A 20,298-nucleotide genomic window follows, 5' to 3' on the forward strand; every position below is an offset into this window, starting at 1 on the left:
AGCATCCGATGCGTCGTCGAATTTGTTCTTGACAAGCTGTTCGCGCCAAAATATACAATTGTAAAACCGAAATTACAAGTGAAACGACGCGCACCGGGGATCACGAACGAACGCACCAGAGAAGCCGTATCCGCTCGAAAAATACCAAGGAGACAGGCATGAAGAAGCGCTTCATTCCGGCCATGCAAGCCGGTCCGATCAAACACGCCGCGGCAGTCGCGCTCCTCACGGCGAGCGCGGCGTTCGCAACATCGAACGCGCAGGCCTGGACTCTGAAGGAAGCGGCGCAGCCGTATTCGGGCACCACGATCAAGGCCATCTTTCTCGATCGTCCCGGCTACAAGGCCGCGCAGCAACTCATTCCGCAGTTCGAAAAGGAAACGGGCATCAAGGTGCGCTGGGAAGTGATTCCCTATGAGAATACGCGCGAAAAGGAAGTGCTCAACTTCGTCGGCGGCGGCGACCAGGACATCGTGCTCGTGGACGTCGTGTGGATCGGCGAATTCGCGAGCAACAAGTGGCTCGTGCCGATCAAGAAGTTCACCGACGATCCGAAGCTCGCGGATCCGAATCTCAACCTGAAGGGCTTCTTTCCGATCCTGCTCGATTCGTTCGGCTCCTGGGACAAGGTCACCTACGGCCTGCCGTTCGATAACTACTCGGGCCTGATGTTCTACAACAAGTGCATGTTGAAGGACGCGGGCTTCGACGAGCCGCCGAAGACCTGGGACGACTTGCTCAACACCTACGCGCCGAAGCTCACGAAGGGCGACAAGTTCGCGTTCGCGCTGCAATCGCGGCGAGGCGAAACGCAGTCGGCCGATAGCTTCATGCGCGTGCTGTGGCCGAACGGCGGGTCGCTTCTCGATGCGAAGTTCAAGTCGAATCTGATGTCGCCGCAATCGCAGGCGGGCCTCGAATATCGGCAGAAGCTGATGAAGTACATGCCGCCGGGCATCGTCGACTTCGATCACGCCGAAGCGGTCAACGCGCTTGCGCAAGGACAGGTCGCGATGATTACCGAATGGTCCGCGTTCTATCCGACGCTCACCGATCCGAGCAAGTCGAAGATCGGCAACTGTCTCGCGATCACGACCGAACCGAAGGGACCGGCCGGACTTAAGCCCGCGCTCGGCGGCTTCTCGCTTGCAGTGAACGCGAAGTCGAATGCGAAGAAGCAGGCCGCGTCGTGGCTCTTCATTCAATGGATCACGTCCGAAGCCATGGCGAAGCCTTATCTCGAAGCGGGCGGCGTGCCGGCGCGCATGGCGATCTATGAGGACAAGGCCGTGCAGGACAAGTATCCGTTCGTGAAGCCGATGGTCGAATCGTGGCAGGGCGGCGTGCCGGATTATCGTCCGCGCTTCCCGGAGTGGCCGGCGATTTCAGAAGTTATCGGCGAATGGGGCAGCAAGATGATGCTCGGCCAGGTGACGGTGAAGGAGGGCGCGCAGACCATCGGTCAGAAGACCGAGGACATCCTGAAGAAAGCGGGCTATTACGACGGCAAGAAGCCTTTGCTGAAGTAATTCTGTTCACGGGACCGGAGGCGATCGAATGGCATCACCTGTAATGCATGCGCGCGGACCGCGCAAGCCCGCGCGCTACTTCGGCGTCCTGCCGCGTTCGCCCGCCTTCTGGTTCCTGATACCCGCGATCGCGGCGCTCGCGATCATCGGCATCTATCCGCTGCTGCTTGCGCTCTATAACTCGTTTCATCAATACAAGCTCGCGGACCTGGCCTCGGGCACGCCGTTCGTCGGCGTCGATAACTACATCGCGACGCTGACCGATCCGACCTTCTGGGAAGCGCTCGGACGCACGGCATTGTTCCTGTGCGTGACCTTGCCGATCGAAGTCGCGCTCGGGCTCTTTGCAGCGCTGCTGTTGCATCGCACGGAGCTGCCGTGGATGCGGGCGGCGGCGCGCGTGAGTCTCGTCATTCCGATGGCGACGACGTATGCGGTGGTCGGGCTCATCGGCCGCCTGATATTCAATCGGCAGTTCGGCGTGGCGAACTATCTGACGGGTCTCATCGGCATTCCGCCGCAGGACTGGCTTGCGGACCCGACGCTCGCGTTCGTCTCCGTGATGATCATGGATATCTGGCAATGGACGCCCTTCTGCGCGCTGATCCTGCTTGCCGGGCTTTCGATGGTGCCGAAGGAAGCCGAAGAAGCAGCGCGCCTCGAAACGCCGAAGTGGAGCATGATTTTGTGGCACCTGCAGCGTCCGTATCTTCTTCCGGGTCTCACTGCGATTCTTATTCTTCGTTCCGCCGATATGCTGAAGATGTTCGACGCCGTCTTCACGATGACGCGCGGCGGGCCCGGCGCCGCGACGGAATTCATCAGCGTCTATATCCAGCGCGTCGGCTTTCGTCTCTTCGATCAGGGCATGGCTTCCGCACAGGCGATCATCCTGCTCATTCTGACGATCGTGCTGTCGCGTCTCTATATTCGCTTCGTGTATCGGGAGGCCGCGTGAGTTCGATAGGCATGCAAGGCACGCAACGCGCAAAGCGCGCACGCGCGGCAAGAAAACGCGCTACTGTATGGCACTTTCTGGGCCTCGTCGTAGTGTTCATGTCGTCGGTGTTTCCGTTCTACTGGATGGTCACGACGAGCCTCAAGAGTCAGGCCGATGCGCTCGCATACCCGCCGAAATGGCTGTTCTCGCCGACGTTTCATCACTACTCGGCGGCACTGTTCGAACATGACGTCGCGAGTAGTCTGCTGAACTCGCTCATCATCGCGAGCAGCACGACCGTCCTCGCTATCCTGCTTGGCACGCCAGCCGCTTATGCGCTCGCGCGCTACGAATTTCGCGGCAAGGAAGACCTCTGGTTCTGGTTCATCTCGAACCGCATGGTGAGCCCCGTCGTGCTCGCGGTGCCGTTCTTTCTGATCGCGACGAAGCTCGATCTCGTCGATACGCATATCGTGCTGATCCTGCTGTATCTGACGTTCTCGCTGCCCATCGTCGTATGGATCTGCACGGACCAGTTCCGCAACATTCCCGTCGAGCTCGACGAAGCCGCGCGTCTCGATGGCGCATCGCCGTGGCGCGTGTTCTGGCGCATCAATCTGCCGCTCGCGATGCCGGGCATCGTCGTATCGGCGATCTTCGCGTTCATCTTCTCGTGGAACGATCTGCTCTATGCGCTCGTGCTCACGCGCAGCGACGCGATTACCTCGCCGGTTGCGGCGACGAGCTACATGAGCGGTTATGAATTGCCCTGGGGCGAGATCATGGCGACGGGCACGCTGATCGTGCTGCCCATGGTCGTGTTCGCGCTGGCCGTGTCCGGGCGATTGGTGCAAGGGCTCACGATGGGCGCGGTGAAATAAAATCGCGCGGCCTTTCATTGAACAACAGGACAACATGAGCAAGAGCGCACCGCCCATCGCCATCGCGGAAGCGGACGATTCCATCGATTCGGAAGGAGAACTGCAGGCGCGCGTCGCGTGGCATTACTACGTCGGCAATCTGACGCAGCAGGAAATCGCGCAGCGGATCGGAAGCAATCGCGTGCGCGTGAACCGGCTGCTTGCGGCGAGCCGCGAGTCCGGCCTCGTGCAGATCACGATCAATAGCAAGATCGTGCCATGCGTCGCGCTGGAAGAAGCGCTCGCGAAACGCTTCGGCCTCGAATGCGCGGTGGTCGTGCCGAGCGGCGCGAACAACGAGGCGAACAATGCGGCGCTCGGCATCGGCGCGGCGTCGTACTTCGCGAGGCAGATAGTTGCAGGGCAAACTATCGGCCTCGGCTGGGGCCGCACGATCCGCGCCGTGTTGCGCGCGCTGCCGCAGCGCACGTACGGCGCGGTGTCGGCGGTGTCGCTGCAGGGCGGGCTGTCGCATTGCCCGAGTATCAATACGTTCGATATCGTGTCGGACTTCGCGAACATCTGCCGCGCCGACAGTTATCTGTTCGCCGCGCCGATCTACGTGAGCAGCCAGAAAGCGCGCGACGTGATCCTGCAGGAAGAAACCGTGCGCGAGACCTATGAACTCGCGCGCAGTGCCGATCTCGCCTTGCTGACGTGCGGCGATCTGACGGAATCGCTCGTCGTGACATACGGCATCGACAATCCGGAGCAATTGCGCACGTTGCAGAAGGCGGGCGCGGTCGGCGACATGCTCGGCCACTTCATGGATGAAGACGGGGAGCTGATCGATCATCCGTTGAATCGACGCACCGTTGCGATCACGCTGGACGACCTGCGCAAGATCAAACGCGTGATTCTCGTGAGCGGCGGCAAGAAGAAATTTCATGTCACGCGCGCGGCATTGCGCGGGCGTTATCCATCCGTGCTCGTGACCGACGAGGACACCGCAAGACGCCTGTGCGACGAGCCCTGAAGACGACACCATGACGACCATCGACAGAAATCGCGAATTCGCGGGCAAGACCGTGCTCGTCACGGGGGCGGGCAAGGGCATCGGTCATGCAACGGTTCATCTGCTGATCGAGCGTGGCGCGCGTGTCATTGCATTGAGCCGCAGCGCAGCCGATCTCGATCTGCTGAAGAAGGAGACGGGTTGCGAGATCATTGCCGCCGATCTCGCCGATGCCGACGCCGCACGCGAAGCGGCGCGCGCCGTTCAGCCCGTCGATCTCCTCGTGAACAACGCGGGCATCGCGGTGTTGGAGCCGTTTCTCGATACGACCGTCGAAGCCTTCGATCTGACGATGAACGTCAACGTGCGCGCAGCGATGATCGTCGCGCAAGAGTGCGCGAAGAACATGATCGCGCGTGGCGCGGGCGGTTCGATCGTGAACGTATCGAGCCTGTCGGCGAATGTGGGCTTCGCGCTGCACGCGTCGTATTGCGCATCGAAAGGCGGACTCGACGCGATGACGCGCGTCATGGCGAACGAGCTCGGCCCGCACGGCATACGCGTGAACGCGGTGCTCCCGACCGTCACGATGACCCCGATGGGTGAAAGAGCGTGGAGCGATCCCGCCAAATCCGAACCGATGCTTGCGCGCATTCCGATGAACCGCTTCGTGGAGCCGGTGGAAGTCGCGCGCACGATTGCCTATCTGCTTTCCGACGATTCGAGCATGGTCAGCGGCGTGAGCCTGTTGGTCGATGGCGGATTTCAGGCGCGCTGAGATTAGCTTCGCGATTCAATCAACGACACCGGAGACTTGTAATGGCCGATTCACAGATGACCGCGATCGTATGCCGCGCGCCGAAAGACTATCGCGTCGAACGCGTGCAACGCCCGAGCGCGGCGAGAAACGAACTCGTGATCCGCATTGCGGCATGCGGCATTTGCGCGAGCGATTGCAAATGCTGGTCGGGCGCGAAGATGTTCTGGGGCGGCCCGAATCCGTGGGTCAAGGCGCCGGTCATTCCGGGACACGAGTTCTTCGGTTATGTCGAAGAACTGGGCGAGGGCGCGGAAGAACATTTTGGCGTGAAGAAGGGCGATCGCGTGATTGCCGAGCAAATCGTGCCTTGTGCGAAATGCCGCTATTGCAAGTCGGGCGAGTACTGGATGTGCGAAGTGCATAACATCTTCGGCTTCCAGCGCGAAGTCGCCGATGGCGGCATGGCCGAATACATGCGCTTTCCGCCGACGGCGATCGTGCATAAGATTCCGGACGGCATTTCACTGGAAGATGCGGCGATCATCGAGCCGCTTGCGTGCGCGATCCATACGGTAAATCGCGGCGATATCCAGTTGAGCGATGTCGTTGTGATCGCGGGCGCGGGGCCACTCGGTCTGATGATGACGCAAGTCGCGCATCTGAAGACGCCGAAGAAGCTCGTCGTGATCGATCTCGTCGAAGAGCGGCTCGCGTTGGCGCGCGAGTACGGCGCGGACATCACGATCAACCCGAAGACCGACGATGCGCTCGAAACGATTCGCTCGATCACCGATCGCTATGGCTGCGACGTATATATCGAAACGACCGGCGTTCCTGCGGGCGTTACGCAAGGACTGGAGCTGATTCGCAAGCTCGGCCGCTTCGTCGAGTTCTCCGTGTTCGGCGCGGATACAACCGTCGACTGGTCGATCATCGGGGATCGCAAGGAGCTCGACGTGCGCGGCGCGCATCTCGGACCGTATTGCTATCCGATCGCGATCGATCTGCTCGCGCGCGGACTCGTCACGTCGAAGGGCATCGTCACGCATGGCTTCACGCTCGACGAGTGGGACGAAGCCATCAGGATCGCGAATTCGCTCGATTCGATCAAGGTGCTGCTCAAGCCGTAACGACTGCCGGCGTGCGCGTCGCGATTCCGATGCATGCGTTCGCGCCGGAGACGTTCGGGTCGTTCAGGATCTGATGATGTGAAAACCATGCGCCATGCGTTGCATTGCATGGCGCATCGTTCACGAAAGCGACACGCCCAGCAACTTGCCGATTCCATATGTGCAAGCGGCCGCGATCATTCCGATCAACGCTTGTCGCACGGCGGAAAACAGCGCGCCGCGTCCATTGAACAGCGACGTGAACACGCCGATGCCCGCAAGCCCGAGTCCGCTCAAAACGATGCATTGCACGATGCCTTCCGTACCGCTTGCCCAAAGAAAGGCGATGGCCGGAATGATCGCGCCCACGGCGAACAACGTGAACGATGCGAGCGCGGCCGTCCAGGGATTGCCGCCCAACTCGCGCGGATCGAGGCCGAGTTCTTCGCGCGTCAGCGTGTCGAGCGCCTTGTCCTTGTCGCGCATGATTTGCGCGGCGACGCGTTTCGCTTCGGCTGCATCGATGCCCTTTGCCTGATAGATGAGCGCGAGCTCATGCCGCTCCGCGTCGGGCATATGATCGAGCTCGTCCTTCTCCCGCGCGATTTGCGTGCGCGCGAGTTCGCGCGCATTCGTGACAGAGAGCCATTCGCCGAGCGCCATCGATGCCGCGCCCGCGATGAGTCCCGCGAACGCCGTGAGCAGGACCGTTTTGCTATCGCTGCCTGCACCCGCGACGCCCATGATGAGGCAAAAGTTCGACACGAGGCCATCGTTCGCGCCGAGCACTGCGGCACGTAAATCGTTGCCCGATGCGACGCCGCGATGCCACGACTCGGCCGCTGCGATCGCACCGCCTTTACTCAGCCCTTTGCTGCGACTCGCGACTTCCTGCACGATATCCGCGTGATGCCGCTCTTCCGCCGACATCTGCGCGGCATCGGGTTGGCCGGCATATTTATCGCGATCGGCCATTTCGTTTGCGGCGACCGAGCGCAACACGAAGTCCGGTCCGAACGCGCGTGCGAGCGTACGCATGATCCGCGTTTTTGCGCTGATGCGATGCGTTCGAACGGACACGCCATTCGCGCGCAATTTCGCGGCCCATATGTCCGCATGACGGCGCTCCGCTTCGGCCAGCTCGGCATAGACGCGCCGCTTGTCGTCCTGCTTTTCCGCTCGTGCGAGCGTGTCGTAGAGCGCGGCGCTGTCGAGTTCGTCCGCGAGATTGGAGGTAAAGCGCTTGAGTTCTGTCTGGGACGCCATGACGTCACCTTTATCGTTCGTCTCGTTGATTCAAGAGTAAAGACGAACGACATGTCGCGTTGCTAATAGCCCTACGATGCGCGCTGAGTGAGAATTGAATCGCGTCTCATCGTCGTCATTGTTTAGATGGGGCTTGATTGAATCTCGAATGGAGCGACGTGCGAATCTTTCTCGCGACTGCGCGAAGCGGTACGTTCGGCGCGGCAGCGAGGAGCGTGTTTCGCCTAAAGCGAAGATCGTTTTCGGCAGCAACAATCGCGATGCGCAGGCAACGATGTGCGCATCGGGTGCCGGCTATGCGGTATTGCCGTGTCCGTCAGGCGATGCCGATGCGCGCCTCAAGCGCCTCGATGTTGGTGTAGCGCCAGCCGGAAGAGACGTATGGTTGGTTATCACCGCGATCTCAGGCGAGTCGCGCGCTTGCGAGCTTTATTGAACGAAACGATGCCGACGCTAGGCGAAGGTATCAATCGGTATCAATCGATTAGCGATGCAACTAACTGTCCTTTGCGCTTATCCACTTCGAATCCGAGCCCAGGCCAGCAAAAGAATCAAATAAGCGAGCAGTCGGAGTTTTAGGCAATCAAAGAACTACTTCAAGGCCGCGCACCAAATCGATGCGTATTAGCGAAGCTATCCGCAGGCGCTACACGATCCAAGCTCGATTTTTAAAGCGGCGCTACAATCCCGATGCCTAAAACCGACTGGCGCCCCACACAGTCGGCTATGCGATATCCGCTGAAACCACTCAAAAGCCGGAGCGCTCATGACCACGCTTTCCATTAACGGCCAGAACCATTCGGTCGATGCGCCACCCGACATGCCGCTTCTCTGGGTATTGCGCGACATCGTAGGACTCACAGGAACCAAATTCGGCTGCGGCATTGCGCAATGCGGTGCGTGTACCGTTCATCTCGATGGCGTCGCGGTTCGTTCATGCGTTTTACCGATTGCCGCCGTTGGCGATCGCAAGGTGACGACGATCGAAGGCATCGGCGAAACACCCGCCGGCAAGAAAGTGCAAGCGGCCTGGCGTTCGCTCGATGTCGTGCAATGCGGGTACTGTCAGTCTGGACAAGTCATGTCCGCCGCGGCATTGCTCGCGACAGTCCCCGATCCCAACGACTCCGATATCGATGCCGCGATGGCGGGCAACATCTGCCGCTGCGGCACTTATCACCGCATTCGCGCCGCCATCAAGCAGGCCGCAAAGGAGGCGTGACATGTCGCAAGGATTGATCGAGGCGGGGCGTCATGCGGCTCGCGCGGGATTGTCGCGCCGCACGTTTCTGAAGTTCGGCGTGACCGCCGGCGTCGCTGCAAGCGGCGGATTGCTGATCGGCTTCAGCTTGCCGGCCGCGAGCCAGGATCAGGGCAAAGGCAAGTCGGTTATCGGAGGCGATGGCGTCGAGTCCGCGCAAGAAGGCGTATTCGCACCGAATGCGTTCGTGCAGATCGACAAGAGCGGCAAGGTCGTGCTCATCATGCCGAAGGTCGAAATGGGACAAGGCGTCTATACCGCGTTGCCCATGTTGATAGCCGAGGAGCTCGAAGTGCCGCTCGATAGCGTCACGATCGATCATGCGCCGCCGAACGAAAAACTTTTCACGGACCCGCTGTTGGGCGGTCAATTGACAGGCGGTTCGACGTCCGTGCGCTATGCGTGGGAGCCGTTACGCAAAGCGGGCGCGGCCGCACGCATGATGCTCGTCGCGGCGGCGGCGCAGGAATGGAAATGCGATCCATCGTCTTGCCAGGCGCAAGGCGGCAAGGTTATGCATGCATCGGGAGAACGTAGCGCGAGTTATGGCGAGCTCGCCGAAGCGGCCGCGAAATTGCCCGTTCCGCAAGACATCAAATTAAAGGATCCGAATAACTTCAAGATCGTCGGCACGCCGGCGAAAAGGCTCGATTCGCCAGAGAAGGTCGATGGCACTGCAATGTTCGGTCTCGATGTGCGCTTACCCGACATGGTGTATGCAGCGATCGTGAATTGCCCCGTGTTCGGCGGAACGCTCGCATCCGTCGACGACAGCAATGCGAAGAAGATTCCCGGCGTGCGTCAGATCGTAAAGTTCGACAATGGCGTCGCGGTGATCGGCGATCATACGTGGGCCGCCAAACGCGGCGCGGCTGCCTTGCAGATTCAATGGAACGAAGGCGCGAGCGCCAACGTATCGACGAAGCAGATCGTCGACGACATGGCCAATGCATCGCAGCGCACGGGCGCGGTGGCGCGTAAGGAAGGCAATGTCGACAATGCGTTTGCCAATGCGAAGACGCGCGTCGATGCGGTGTACGTTCAGCCGTTTCTCGCCCATGCGACGATGGAGCCGATCAACTGCACGGTGCACGTGCGCCCGGATGGTTGCGATATCTGGCTTGGCACGCAAGTGCCCACGCGTATCCGCGATGCCGGAATGAAAGCGACTGGCTTGCCTGCGGAAAAGATTCATGTGCATAACCATTTGCTCGGCGGCGGCTTCGGCAGGCGGCTCGAATTCGACATGGCCACGCAGGCGCTCAAGATCGGCAAGGCGCTCGGCGTTCCGGTCAAAGTAACGTGGTCGCGCGAGGAAGACATTCAGCACGACATGTATCGGCCGTGCTATTACGACAAGTTATCTGCGGGACTCGATGCCAACGGCAAGCCGGTTGCATGGACGCATCGCATCGTCGGGTCGTCTGTGCTCGCGCGGTTTGCGCCGCCGGCAGTAAAGGATGGGGTCGATCCCGATGCCGTCGAAGTGGCATCCGATCTTCCGTACGACTTGCCCAATCAGCTCGTCGACTATGTGCGGCTCGAACCGCATGACGTGCCCACCGCATTCTGGCGCGGCGTGGGACCGACGCGTGGCACGTTCGTCGTGGAAAGCTTTATCGACGAATTGGCCGTGCAGGCGAAAGTCGACCCCGTCAAGTATCGGCGAGATCTGCTTGGCAAGTCGCCGCGCGCACGCAACGTGCTCGATGTCGCGACGCAGGCGGCGGGCTGGGGACAGCAATCCGTGCCGCAGGGACAAGGGCGCGGCGTTTCGGTGATGCACGCATTCGGCAGTTTCTTCGCCATCGTCGCGGATGTCGCTGTCGACAAAGACGGCGAGGTGAAGGCGAATCGCATCGTGTGCGCCGTCGATTGCGGCATGGTCGTCAATCCCAATACGGTCGAAGCGCAAGTGCAAGGCGGCATCATATTCGGCATTACCGCCGCGCTCTATAGCGAAATCACGATCAAGGACGGACGCGTCGAACAAAGCAATTTCACCGACTATCGAATGCTGCGCATTCACGAAACGCCGCCGGTGGAGGTGCATATCGTCAAAAGCACGGAAGCTCCTGGCGGCATCGGCGAACCAGGCACAGCGGCGCTTGCGCCGGCTATCACGAATGCGATCCATGCCGCAACGGGCAAGCGATTGAGGCGCTTGCCCGTAGGCGATCAATTGCGTAGCGCGTGAGGAGCCCGTCATGAAAAACGCATTCAAGCCTCTCTTTGCGATGCTGTTTGCATTGGCGTCCTCGGCTCATGCAGCCGACGACGCACTCGTCACGCGTGGCGCCTATCTCGCGCGAGCAGGCGATTGCGTCGCTTGTCACTCGACTCAAAAAGGCAAGCCGCTCGCAGGCGGTTTGCCGATGATGACGCCGTTGGGCGCGATCTATACGACCAATATCACGCCCGATCCGGACACGGGAATCGGCCGCTACACGGAAGAGGACTTCGCGCGCGCCTTGCGCGAAGGCGTTGCGAAGGATGGGCATAACCTTTATCCGGCGATGCCTTACCCTTCTTATGCAAAGATAAACGACGAGGACATGCATGCGCTTTACGCGTATTTCATGCATGGCGTCACACCCGTCAAGCAGGCCAATCGTGAGCCGGACATGAAATGGCCGCTCAATATGCGCTGGCCGCTTAAGCTATGGAACGCGGTCTTTCTGGAAAAGGGCGTTTATCAGAACAAATCCGGAAAGGATGTCGCGTGGAATCGTGGCGCTTATCTCATTCAGGGACTCGGACATTGCGGCTCATGCCACACGCCGCGGGGCATCGCATTTCAGGAAAAAGGACTCGACGAAAGCAATAGCGCCTATTTGACGGGCGGCTTGCTCGATAACTGGTTCGCTTCCAACCTGACGGGCGAGCACAATACCGGCCTCGGGCGCTGGTCGGAGCAGGACATTGCCAGCTTTCTCAAGACGGGCGCGAACGCGCACGCGTCTGCATTCGGCTCGATGACGAGCGTCGTCAACAACAGCACGCAGATGTTGAGTGACGACGATCTTGCCGCGATGGCGCGCTATTTGAAGTCGTTGCCCGCGTCGGGGGGCAATGGCGGACCGCGCTATTCATATGATCCCAAAGCGACGAAAGTGTCCTTGTCGCGTCCGGCCGCATCGGATTCGGGAGCGCGGGTCTATACCGCCTATTGCTTGCATTGTCATGGTGCGGACGGCCGTGGCTTCGCACCCATGCTTGCGCCGCTCGCGGGCAATCCAAACGTTCTGGAAAAGGATGCATCGTCGCTGATCAACGTGACGCTGAACGGCACCGGCGATCTGGTTATCGGCGGCGTGCCCGCGCCTTACCCGATGCCGCGCTATGCACCCGTGCTGAACGATCAGCAGATCGCGGACGTACTCACTTTCATCCGGGGCGCGTGGAACAACGGCACGCCGGCTGTGCAGGCATCGGACGTGACGAAGATGCGCAAGGCGACGCAGTGACTGTATGGGTCAGGAAGAAAAATCGATGACATCCAGGTGAATCGAACTGGATGGATGCGCGAGGAATTTGCGATGCACACGTGCACTGATGCGCTCATAACCATCGCTCAGGGCTTTTAGCAAGCGCTCGTCGCTTGCTCCTGTCGGTGCCCAAAAGCACTGTTCCAACGCCTTGCGCGTGATGTTGCATTGAATGGCCTGCTCGCGAGAGAACGCGACGAAGCTGACGGAGGCGCGGTCCGCCGAAATAGTGGCATGGATCAGGAGCTTGCTCGTCATGGTTCGACAGGAGAGATACGTTTCGCTGAATTTTATTGTGTCAGAATTTGGTGAACTCGCGAATCCTCGAATGAGCGCGAAACGTGCGCAAACGGCCAGAAGCAGGCGTTTTTCGCTTCAAGGCGGTTCCAATGCGGGGACAAACTTCATATGAATGAATCGAACGTTCGTATTCGGCGTTCACCGACGTTAAAGATTTGCGGAGTAGTCTGAGGTGCAACCTGCGGGATTCAACGCCGCGCGAGGTCCCATACCGGCAACACTGGCGCGGTTGTCCATGAATGTCCATGAAAAATGAAAAGAAAAGCATGCTCAGGTGTACTACTCTAGGAACGATCATCCGAAGCGGCGCGGCACACCGCATCAGCAAGCGGGTCGTGCGGCGCATTCCCGGAACTTCACCGGCAACGTCTACGCGGCTTCTGTTGCGGCGGGCGTTGTCGCCAGCAGGAGCGGAACATGAAGCATCCATCGTTGATGGATCCCTGGAGCCGTACCCTGGCAATGCTCGACAGCCTTCCGAACCGCCCTTCGGAAGCGAACGAGAAGCTCTCACTGATGACACGACCGCTCGTACGGAATGTCCAAGGCAAGACCGCATGCATCGGATCCACCGACGGGCATTGCGTCAATATTCGCGTGCTGGAGCGCTTGAGCGAATCGACGCTCTCGCTATCCTGGCACGATCCCACGTCGTTCAATTACTCGGAGCAGGTTTGGGCCCTTTGCACTGCCCGCAAGCGCGGAACGTGCGCCTTGAGCGGTCAGGCGATCAGGCGCGGACAGCCTGTTTATAGGCCGAGGCGTGTCGGCAGTTCGGTCCCGCTCAATAGCGGCGCAATGATTCTGGCGCTTGCGCTCACTCCGGCTGAACAGGAAGCGAGCCTCGTTTCCGAGTGATCGGCTTTCGTCCGCGAGACGCGTGCGCGAAGCACGCGTCTGTGGCCATGCGCGAACTGCCTTGATGATCCAAAGGGATGCGTTATCGCGTATCGTCTGATGAGCGGACGATGACCAAGCTCGTTCAAGTTCAGGTGTATCTGCGAGCGCGCTAACGACATCTGCGTTTTTCTTGCAAGAGCGCTTGGCTTGGGCGTTATCCATATAAGATCTGCAAAGGATGGCAATCGTGCGTCGCGCGGACGCATTACATTGCTCATTCCATTCGCCGCTTGCAGAAATCTATGGGAGGAGTTATGGCCACATTGGCACAGTTGGAAAGCCAGATTCAGAAATTGCAGCGTCGCGCGGATGTATTGCGGGAAAGAAAGTCGATCGAGGTCATCGCCAAAATTCGGGCAATGATGGACGAGTTCGGCTTGACCATTGCCGATCTCGCCAAGGCCGGTTCAGGCACGCGAAAAACACGCGGCCGTCCTGCGGGTTCTGGTCAATCGGCCATTTCCAGAAAAGGAGCGACCAAGTCCAAGTTGCCGCCGAAATATCGCGACCCGGAATCGGGCGCCACCTGGAGCGGACATGCTCGTCCGCCCGCTTGGATCAAGGATGCGCCTGACCGCAGCGTGTATCTGATCAATGGTGCTGCCAGCAAGAACGGCGCGCGCAAAAGAAAGAGTGCACGGAACGCCGCTGCCTAAAGGTAAGGGAAGGCTTAGGCGAGCAAGGGACTGCGCACGCGGGAAAAACCGCTTGCCCGATCATAAGCAAGCCCGATCTGCAATACGCCAAGATCGCCTTGCGTCGGTCCAATGATTTGCAATCCGGCCGGCAAGCCGCCGGCACCCAATCCGGCTGGCGCGCTTAGCGCGGGCAGCGATGCCATCGTCGCCGGAACGACGGTCTCCATCCAGCGATGATAGGTATCCATCTCGCGGCCGTCGATAACATGCGGCCAGTCCAAGTCCGCATCAAACGGAAAGACCTGCGCCGAAGGCAACACGAGATAGTCAAAACGATCGAATAGCGCATTGATTGCCTGATACCAGGCCGTCCGATCGCGAATTGCACGGGACGCATCTTCTCCCGAAAACTTCAGACCTCGTTCAATCTCCCATACCGCTTCCGGTTTGAGCAACTTTCTCTTGGCGGCGTCGCGATAAAGCGGCGCATTGGTGCCGGAGAAGGTAAGGCTGCGCAAATCGATCCAGGCTTTCCATAGACAGTCGAGATCAAAGTCGATATCGGCAGCCTCCACGATGCAGCCCGCCGTTTCGAAGTGACGCAGCGCCGATAAATACGTCTCCATCAAACCCGCTTCCATCGGCAGATGTCCGTTCAGGTCGCCGAGCCAGCCAATACGCGTGCCGCGCACATCGCGCTCGAGCGCGTTCGCGAAGTCGGCGGGCTTGTCGTTTCTGCGTGAAAGAGGCGCGCGGACGTCGAAGCCGGCCTGTACCGACAACAATAGCCCCAGATCGGGAATGGTTCGCGCGATCGGCCCGGCGACGCTGAATTGCTGGAAGAAGACGTCGTCGCTTGGCGCATACGGCACGCATCCTGGCGTCGTGCGAAAGCCGAAGACGTTATTGAATGCAGCGGGCGTGCGCAGTGAGCCCATCATGTCGGTGCCGTCCGCGAAGGGCAGCATGTGCAACGCGACGGAAACCGCCGCGCCGCCGCTGCTTCCGCCCCCCGAACGCGATTGGTCGAAGGCGTTGCGCGTGGTCCCGTACACCGGGTTATAGGTATGTCCGCCCAAGCCGAATTCCGGCGAATTAGTGCGGCCAATGAATATCGCGCCCGCGTTGCGCATGCGCTCGAAGATGACGGCATCCATCTTCGAAAGTTCGCCTGCATAGAGAGGAGAGCCTTTCGTCGTGACCATTCCCGCGACGGGAAGGATATCTTTGGGCGCTTGTGGAAAGCCATGCAGAGGTCCAAGGCTCTCTCCGCGGGATAGCTGTGCATCGCGCTCGGCGGCGAGAGAGCGTAGTGCATCGCGATCTTGCATCGCAACGATCGCATTCACGACAGGATTGAAGCGATCGATTTGCGCTAGATAGGCGTTCATCACTTCGACGCACGAGACGTCGCGCGCATGAATTGCTCGAGTCAGCGCGATAGCTTCGAGCGAAACAATATCCTTATCGGGCGTTGAGACGGACTTTGCGTCGAGTGCGGTCATGGCTATGTCGTGAATGGCAGACGGATTCAGCAATGAAACTCGGGAAGAACATGTGCGGCGACTTCTTCGATGATATCGCGCGCGGCTCGTCGTTCCGATGTGATGTTGAGCGTCACATGATGCGTTCCGTTCTCGCGCATCTCGCGCAAGAGCGCAACGAGCGCGCGACGTCCCGTGCGATAGCCGAGCGATATGTCGACAGCGGGTTCGTTCGCATCTTCGCTGAGATCGAGCCGCATTGCGACGCCGAATGCACGAAAAGCGCCGGACGTCGCGCGATCGACCGCAGCACGCCACATGCTATATCGCCCGCGCTGAGCTTGCGGCTCGCGATGATAAGTCATCCAGCCAAGCGAATGACGCGCAATCCAGTCGACGCTCTGACCGCCCGAACCGACGGCGAGCATTGGAATGGAAGTGTTATGGCGAGGCAAAAGATAGAAGTCGGGCGCGCCTCCAGGTGCATGATCGGGGATCACGCGAGAGGGCACGGTGACGGCAGCGGCGAGCGTTTCCCAATGTTGCCTGTACAGATCGCGCCGTGTATCCGGATCGCGGCCGAACGCGGCGTATTCCGGTGGACGATCGCCTGAACCGACGCCCAGTATGAAGCGTTGCCGAGACAGGGCGTCGACGGAGATTGCGCCTTTGGCGACATGAAGGGGATGTCTGAGCGTCAACACGATTGCGCCGCTGATGAGCGCAATGCGTTCCGTGTTCGATGCCAGCGCGCCGAGCAGCACCCAAGGGTCGAGATGTCCGACCGGATCGGGATACTCGATACTATTGAGCGGCACGTCGCGGACCCAGAGCGCACGAAAGCCGAGCCGGTCGGCCAGTCGCGCCAGCGATAGCTGTTCGCTGTAGTCGACGACGCTCTCGTTATCGCGCGTGATCGGCAGCGTGATGCCGATAGAGAGCTTGTCTTGCGCGAAAACCGAGTTCGCGATCGAAGACGACATTGGAGTGTTTTCGCTAGCGTTCATGACACGCGTTGCGTCGAGAAAGGGTCCGACGCTGATGGTATCACTGCCTTGATAAACGATGCCCGGCGCGATAAAGCACCAGGCATCGTTGAAACGCGAGTCTTTAAGCAGCGGGCACTACGCTGCGCCGAGTGACGATCGATACGACATACGTGACGATGACATTCACGACGAGTGCAATCAGGCCGATATAGACCGGCCACGAAGCATCACCGAGATGGACGACATAAACCGGCTTGAGGCCTTGCGAGATCGCGAGACCGGTGCCCAGCACGATACCGAACAGCCAACCCAGAAATAGGCCGGGCGTGGTCAATCGGCGCGTATAGAGCGTGAACACGATGGCCGGGAATATCTGCAGAATCCATACGCCGCCGAGCAACTGCAGGTCGATCGCATACTGTGTCGGCAGGAACACGATGAATAGCAACGCGCCGAATTTCACGACGAGCGATACGAGCTTCGCCGTCGATGCTTCAGCCGTGGATGACATGTCAGGCGATACGAGTGGACGCCACAAGTTACGGGTGAACAGATTCGCTGCGCCGATCGACATGATCGCCGCCGGCACGAGTGCGCTGATCGCGATAGCCGCAGCCGCGAAGCCCACGAACCACGAGGGAAACAGCGTGCCGAACAACGCCGGCACGACATCCGATGCCGACTTCACATGCACGCCCGCCGCGATCGCCATATAGCCCAGCAGCGCGATCAAGCCCAGAAGCAGCGTATAGGCTGGCAGGAAGATGGCGTTCTTGCGCACCGTCATCGCGGATGAAGACGAGAGCACCGCCGTCATCGTATGTGGATACATGAATGCGGCGAGCGCGGAGCCGAGCGCGAGCGATGCATAAGCCGTGAATTGTCCCGGCTTGAGAATGATGCCCGTCGGGCCACCTTTCGCCTTGAAGTATTGATCGGCCGAATCGAATACATGCGCGTAACCGCCCAGCTTCAAAGGAATCAGCCATACCGCCGCGATCACGACGATATAGATCATGATGTCCTTCACGAAGGCGATCATCGCGGGGGCGCGCAGGCCGCTCGTATAGGTATAAAGCGCAAGAATCACGAATGCGATGATGAGCGGCAGTTCGCCCGTCACGCCGAGGCCCTTGATGACAACTTGCATGCCGACGAGCTGAAGCGCGATATAGGGCATCGTTGCGACGATGCCCGTGATCGCCACCGCAGCAGGAAACCATTTGCCGCCGTATTCGCCCTGCACGTAATCTGCGCCCGTGATGTGATTTTTCGCATGGGCGATCTTCCACAGCTTGGGCATCACCGCAAACACGAACGGATAGACGATGATCGTATAGGGCAGTGCAAAGAAGCCATACGCGCCGACCGAATACACAAGTGCCGGGACGGCAATCACGGTATAGGCCGTATAGAAATCGCCGCCGACGAGAAACCATGAAATCAATACGCCGAACTGGCGGCCGCCGAGGCCCCATTCGTGAAGCTGTGTGAGATCGCCTCGCTTCCAGCGCGCGGCGAAGAAGCCGACGACGGTCACGAGCACGAAGAACGCGATGAAGATGGTCATCGCGACCGGATCGACTGGCGTGAGATCGTTCATTTCAGGCCCCTGTGCACGATGTAAAGCAGGAGCGAAGTGAGCGGCACCCACAAGAACTGATACCAATAGAAAAACGGAAAGCCCGCGAAGGAAGGCCGTGTGTCGTTATAGAACGGCAGCCAAAGCAGTGCGACGTAGGGTATCAAAAGCGCAACCCCAAGCCATGGGCCACGGGGCGCATCGTTATCGGATTCCAAAGCTATTCTCCTCGTGAATCGGCGCTGATAAGAACTTGCCGGCGCGCGGCCTCCGCGAATGTTCTGCCGATGCGAGTGAGCGCCGCGCCGCGAACGGCTGCGCATTATCCAACTAATTCACTTTTATTGCCGGATGCCTAAGAGACGGAAAGGGCTTGTGCCAATCGATGCTTACGCAAGGCTTTCCGCGTCCGCCGAATTCGACGAATCGCCGATAGCTTTGGTCATTTCATGCCTTCAAAAACGCGCGATACATGCTTACGAAGTTATGACGCGCGGAGAACTCGCTCGCATGCCGGCGAGCATCGCGCGCTTGCCGCCGAAGCCTGCAAGCTTGCGATATTCGAATCCGCTTTCGATGAGTGCGCGTTTGACAATGCCCGCGCTGGTGAACGTGGCGAAGGTTGCGTCGTCTTTTGCCATGCGCGCCAGCGAAGCGAATACGGCGGGCGTCCACATGTCCGGATTCTTGGCTGGCGCAAAGCCGTCGAGATAGATGGCGTCCGCTGCAACGCCATGATCGGCCAGGCGTGGCAAGAAGTCGGCGGCGTCGCCATAGCCAAGCGTCAACCTGACCGCGCCGGCAACGAACGTTCGCCGATGCACGCCGCCTTCGAGCAGAGGCCATGCGCGAATGAGCGCGTCGGCCAGTGGCGCGATAGCGGCATCGTCGATGATCGCCGCGTGCGCCGCGCGTAGATCGTCTGCGCGGAATGGATGCTTTTCTATCGACACGTATTCGAGCGTCGGCGGCCGATGTGCATCGTCGAGCCACGCGGCCCACGTCGCAAGGAAATTGATGCCCATGCCGAAGCCGGTCTCGAGCACCGTGAAGCCATGCTTGCCGCGCCAGCGCGCGGGCAAGTCATTGCCATCGAGAAAGACATGGCGCGCCTGAGCCAGCGCGCCCGCCGCGCTGTGATAGATGTCGTCGTGACGCGGCGAATACGGGGTTCCGTCACGGAACACGAGCGATGCCGGAATCAGCGGCGCTTCCATCGTTCAGGCATCGGGCGACGATTGATCGAGCGTGATGCCCAGTTCGCTTGCCATTTGCTGAACCATTGCGCGCAATTGCGTGACTTCATGAGCAAGGCGCTTTTGCTCGGACTTCAACGCTTCGAATTCGGAAAGGGAATAAGATTCGCCGCCTTGAGTTTCGCGCGAAGGCATATCGCTCAAGCTTACTTCGCCGCAAAGCAGATGCATCCAGCGGCTTTCGCGCTCGCCCGGTGTGCGCGGCAGCTTCACAACACGCGGCGGATCATTCGCGGCGAGTTCATCCAGAAAGCTCTCGACCGATGATATATCCGCGAACGAATGCAGCCGCGCACTGTTCGCGCGCAACTCCGCCGCGGTTTGCGGGCCCCGCAGGAATAGCGTGGCAAGTAGCGCGACTGACTGACTCGGCACGCCGAGCACGCGGTTCACGTTATGTTCGAAGCGCGGCACACGGCTGCTGCTGCCTTCGATGACGAGACTCAGGCGTTTAAGGCCATCGATCGTCGTCAGCACTTCGTCCTCGCTTACGCTCATCACCGGGGCGCGCGCGGTCTTCTGATTGCATCCCGCGGTTAGGGAATTCAACGAAAGAGGATAGGTGTCAGGCACGGTATGCTGTTTCTCGACGAGCACGCCGAGCACGCGGGCTTCAAGCGGCGTGAGTTCGCGCAGTGCGGGACGGGGTGTGGCTTCAGAGGGCGTGTTCATAAGCCTGATTGACGTGCAGTAAGACGCCTATCATACCGGCGCCGCAGGAAGCTTCTGTCATTCACGCACCTCGATGCAGCATGAAGTTCATCCAGCGCACGTGCATTGTCCGGCAGCGATGCGCTGTTTTGGTGCAAAAGATCGCGACGGCGTATTCGTAGCGTGCTTTATATAAGGAGGCGAACCGCTTTAATCATTGGCATCGAAGTTGCTTTTTCTGCATCGGCACTGGGCTGCCCGCGCAATCGA

Annotated in this window: 18 protein-coding genes and 1 pseudogene; 11 read left to right on the forward strand and 8 right to left on the reverse strand. The window is 59.8% G+C overall.

The genetic code is table 11. The features are described from left to right. The first annotated feature begins 158 nt into the window (after positions 1-158). Genes QCE49_RS20995 through QCE49_RS21020 form a run of 6 tightly spaced genes read left to right on the forward strand, consistent with a single transcriptional unit; the run spans position 159 to position 6,234 of the window. On the forward strand, positions 159-1,529 hold the full coding sequence (locus tag QCE49_RS20995) for a sugar ABC transporter substrate-binding protein (RefSeq protein WP_008347772.1): 1,371 nt from the start codon (positions 159-161) through the stop codon (positions 1,527-1,529). A 28-nt stretch (positions 1,530-1,557) separates the two neighbouring features. Then, positions 1,558-2,487 (forward strand): carbohydrate ABC transporter permease, encoded by a 930-nt coding sequence (locus QCE49_RS21000; protein ID WP_235366216.1) that lies wholly within the window; start codon positions 1,558-1,560, stop codon positions 2,485-2,487. Between the two features lie 11 nt (positions 2,488-2,498). Then, complete coding sequence (locus QCE49_RS21005) at positions 2,499-3,350, forward strand: carbohydrate ABC transporter permease (protein ID WP_008347776.1); 852 nt, start codon at positions 2,499-2,501, stop codon at positions 3,348-3,350. A gap of 34 nt (positions 3,351-3,384) precedes the next feature. Beyond that, positions 3,385-4,365 carry a sugar-binding transcriptional regulator gene (locus QCE49_RS21010; protein ID WP_250457201.1) on the forward strand — a complete coding sequence of 327 codons (981 nt, stop codon included), beginning with the start codon at positions 3,385-3,387 and terminating at the stop codon, positions 4,363-4,365. Between the two features lie 10 nt (positions 4,366-4,375). Beyond that, a complete protein-coding gene (locus QCE49_RS21015; RefSeq protein WP_008347780.1) occupies positions 4,376-5,122 on the forward strand; it encodes an SDR family oxidoreductase in 747 nt (248 codons plus the stop codon). Between the two features lie 41 nt (positions 5,123-5,163). Continuing rightward, complete coding sequence (locus QCE49_RS21020) at positions 5,164-6,234, forward strand: alcohol dehydrogenase catalytic domain-containing protein (protein WP_175980628.1); 1,071 nt, start codon at positions 5,164-5,166, stop codon at positions 6,232-6,234. A 120-nt stretch (positions 6,235-6,354) separates the two neighbouring features. Here QCE49_RS21020 and QCE49_RS21025 read toward each other — a convergent pair whose 3' ends face one another. After that, on the reverse strand, positions 6,355-7,479 hold the full coding sequence (locus tag QCE49_RS21025) for a VIT1/CCC1 transporter family protein (protein ID WP_008347784.1): 1,125 nt from the start codon (positions 7,477-7,479) through the stop codon (positions 6,355-6,357). Positions 7,480-8,245: 766 nt separating this feature from the next. Between QCE49_RS21025 and QCE49_RS21030 the strand changes: the two genes are divergently transcribed. The 3 genes from QCE49_RS21030 to QCE49_RS21040 are packed head-to-tail and all read left to right on the forward strand — an operon-like array spanning position 8,246 to position 12,207. Continuing rightward, entirely contained in the window at positions 8,246-8,701 is a 456-nt protein-coding gene (locus QCE49_RS21030; protein ID WP_250440885.1) for a (2Fe-2S)-binding protein, read from the forward strand. 1 nt (position 8,702) lies between these two features. Beyond that, positions 8,703-10,937 carry a xanthine dehydrogenase family protein molybdopterin-binding subunit gene (locus QCE49_RS21035; RefSeq protein WP_250457202.1) on the forward strand — a complete coding sequence of 745 codons (2,235 nt, stop codon included), beginning with the start codon at positions 8,703-8,705 and terminating at the stop codon, positions 10,935-10,937. Positions 10,938-10,947: 10 nt separating this feature from the next. Next, positions 10,948-12,207: a cytochrome c gene (locus QCE49_RS21040; RefSeq protein WP_008347792.1), complete on the forward strand. Its 1,260-nt coding sequence runs from the start codon at positions 10,948-10,950 to the stop codon at positions 12,205-12,207. A gap of 9 nt (positions 12,208-12,216) precedes the next feature. Here QCE49_RS21040 and QCE49_RS21045 read toward each other — a convergent pair whose 3' ends face one another. Then, positions 12,217-12,486 carry a DUF1488 family protein gene (locus tag QCE49_RS21045; protein ID WP_008347794.1) on the reverse strand — a complete coding sequence of 90 codons (270 nt, stop codon included), beginning with the start codon at positions 12,484-12,486 and terminating at the stop codon, positions 12,217-12,219. A 459-nt stretch (positions 12,487-12,945) separates the two neighbouring features. Here QCE49_RS21045 and QCE49_RS21050 point away from each other — a divergent pair, with 459 nt between their 5' ends. Together QCE49_RS21050 and QCE49_RS21055 are read left to right on the forward strand one after the other, a co-directional pair. Further along, positions 12,946-13,386 carry a DUF3331 domain-containing protein gene (locus QCE49_RS21050; protein WP_008347795.1) on the forward strand — a complete coding sequence of 147 codons (441 nt, stop codon included), beginning with the start codon at positions 12,946-12,948 and terminating at the stop codon, positions 13,384-13,386. A gap of 296 nt (positions 13,387-13,682) precedes the next feature. Then, a complete protein-coding gene (locus QCE49_RS21055) occupies positions 13,683-14,084 on the forward strand; it encodes an H-NS family nucleoid-associated regulatory protein (protein WP_008347797.1) in 402 nt (133 codons plus the stop codon). Between the two features lie 14 nt (positions 14,085-14,098). Here QCE49_RS21055 and QCE49_RS21060 read toward each other — a convergent pair whose 3' ends face one another. The 6 genes and pseudogenes from QCE49_RS21060 to QCE49_RS21085 form a co-directional block, all read right to left on the reverse strand. Next, the gene (locus tag QCE49_RS21060) at positions 14,099-15,571 is read right to left on the reverse strand and encodes an amidase (RefSeq protein WP_250457203.1); all 1,473 of its coding nucleotides are present in this window, start codon (positions 15,569-15,571) and stop codon (positions 14,099-14,101) included. A 26-nt stretch (positions 15,572-15,597) separates the two neighbouring features. Further along, the gene (locus QCE49_RS21065; protein WP_250457204.1) at positions 15,598-16,533 is read right to left on the reverse strand and encodes an LLM class oxidoreductase; all 936 of its coding nucleotides are present in this window, start codon (positions 16,531-16,533) and stop codon (positions 15,598-15,600) included. A 127-nt stretch (positions 16,534-16,660) separates the two neighbouring features. Next, a complete protein-coding gene (gene mctP, locus QCE49_RS21070; RefSeq protein ID WP_250436404.1) occupies positions 16,661-18,142 on the reverse strand; it encodes a monocarboxylate uptake permease MctP in 1,482 nt (493 codons plus the stop codon). After that, positions 18,139-18,339 (reverse strand): DUF3311 domain-containing protein, encoded by a 201-nt coding sequence (locus QCE49_RS21075; protein WP_309806401.1) that lies wholly within the window; start codon positions 18,337-18,339, stop codon positions 18,139-18,141. The genes mctP and QCE49_RS21075 overlap by 4 nt, the downstream gene beginning before the upstream one ends. A gap of 270 nt (positions 18,340-18,609) precedes the next feature. Beyond that, positions 18,610-19,338 (reverse strand): annotated as a pseudogene (gene mnmD, locus QCE49_RS21080) (tRNA (5-methylaminomethyl-2-thiouridine)(34)-methyltransferase MnmD); the annotation flags it as partial. A 3-nt stretch (positions 19,339-19,341) separates the two neighbouring features. Then, positions 19,342-20,049 (reverse strand): YceH family protein, encoded by a 708-nt coding sequence (locus QCE49_RS21085; protein ID WP_250457206.1) that lies wholly within the window; start codon positions 20,047-20,049, stop codon positions 19,342-19,344. Between the last annotated feature and the right edge of the window lie 249 nt (positions 20,050-20,298).

The organism is Caballeronia sp. LZ008 (genome assembly GCF_031451435.1).
GTDB lineage: Bacteria > Pseudomonadota > Gammaproteobacteria > Burkholderiales > Burkholderiaceae > Caballeronia > Caballeronia zhejiangensis.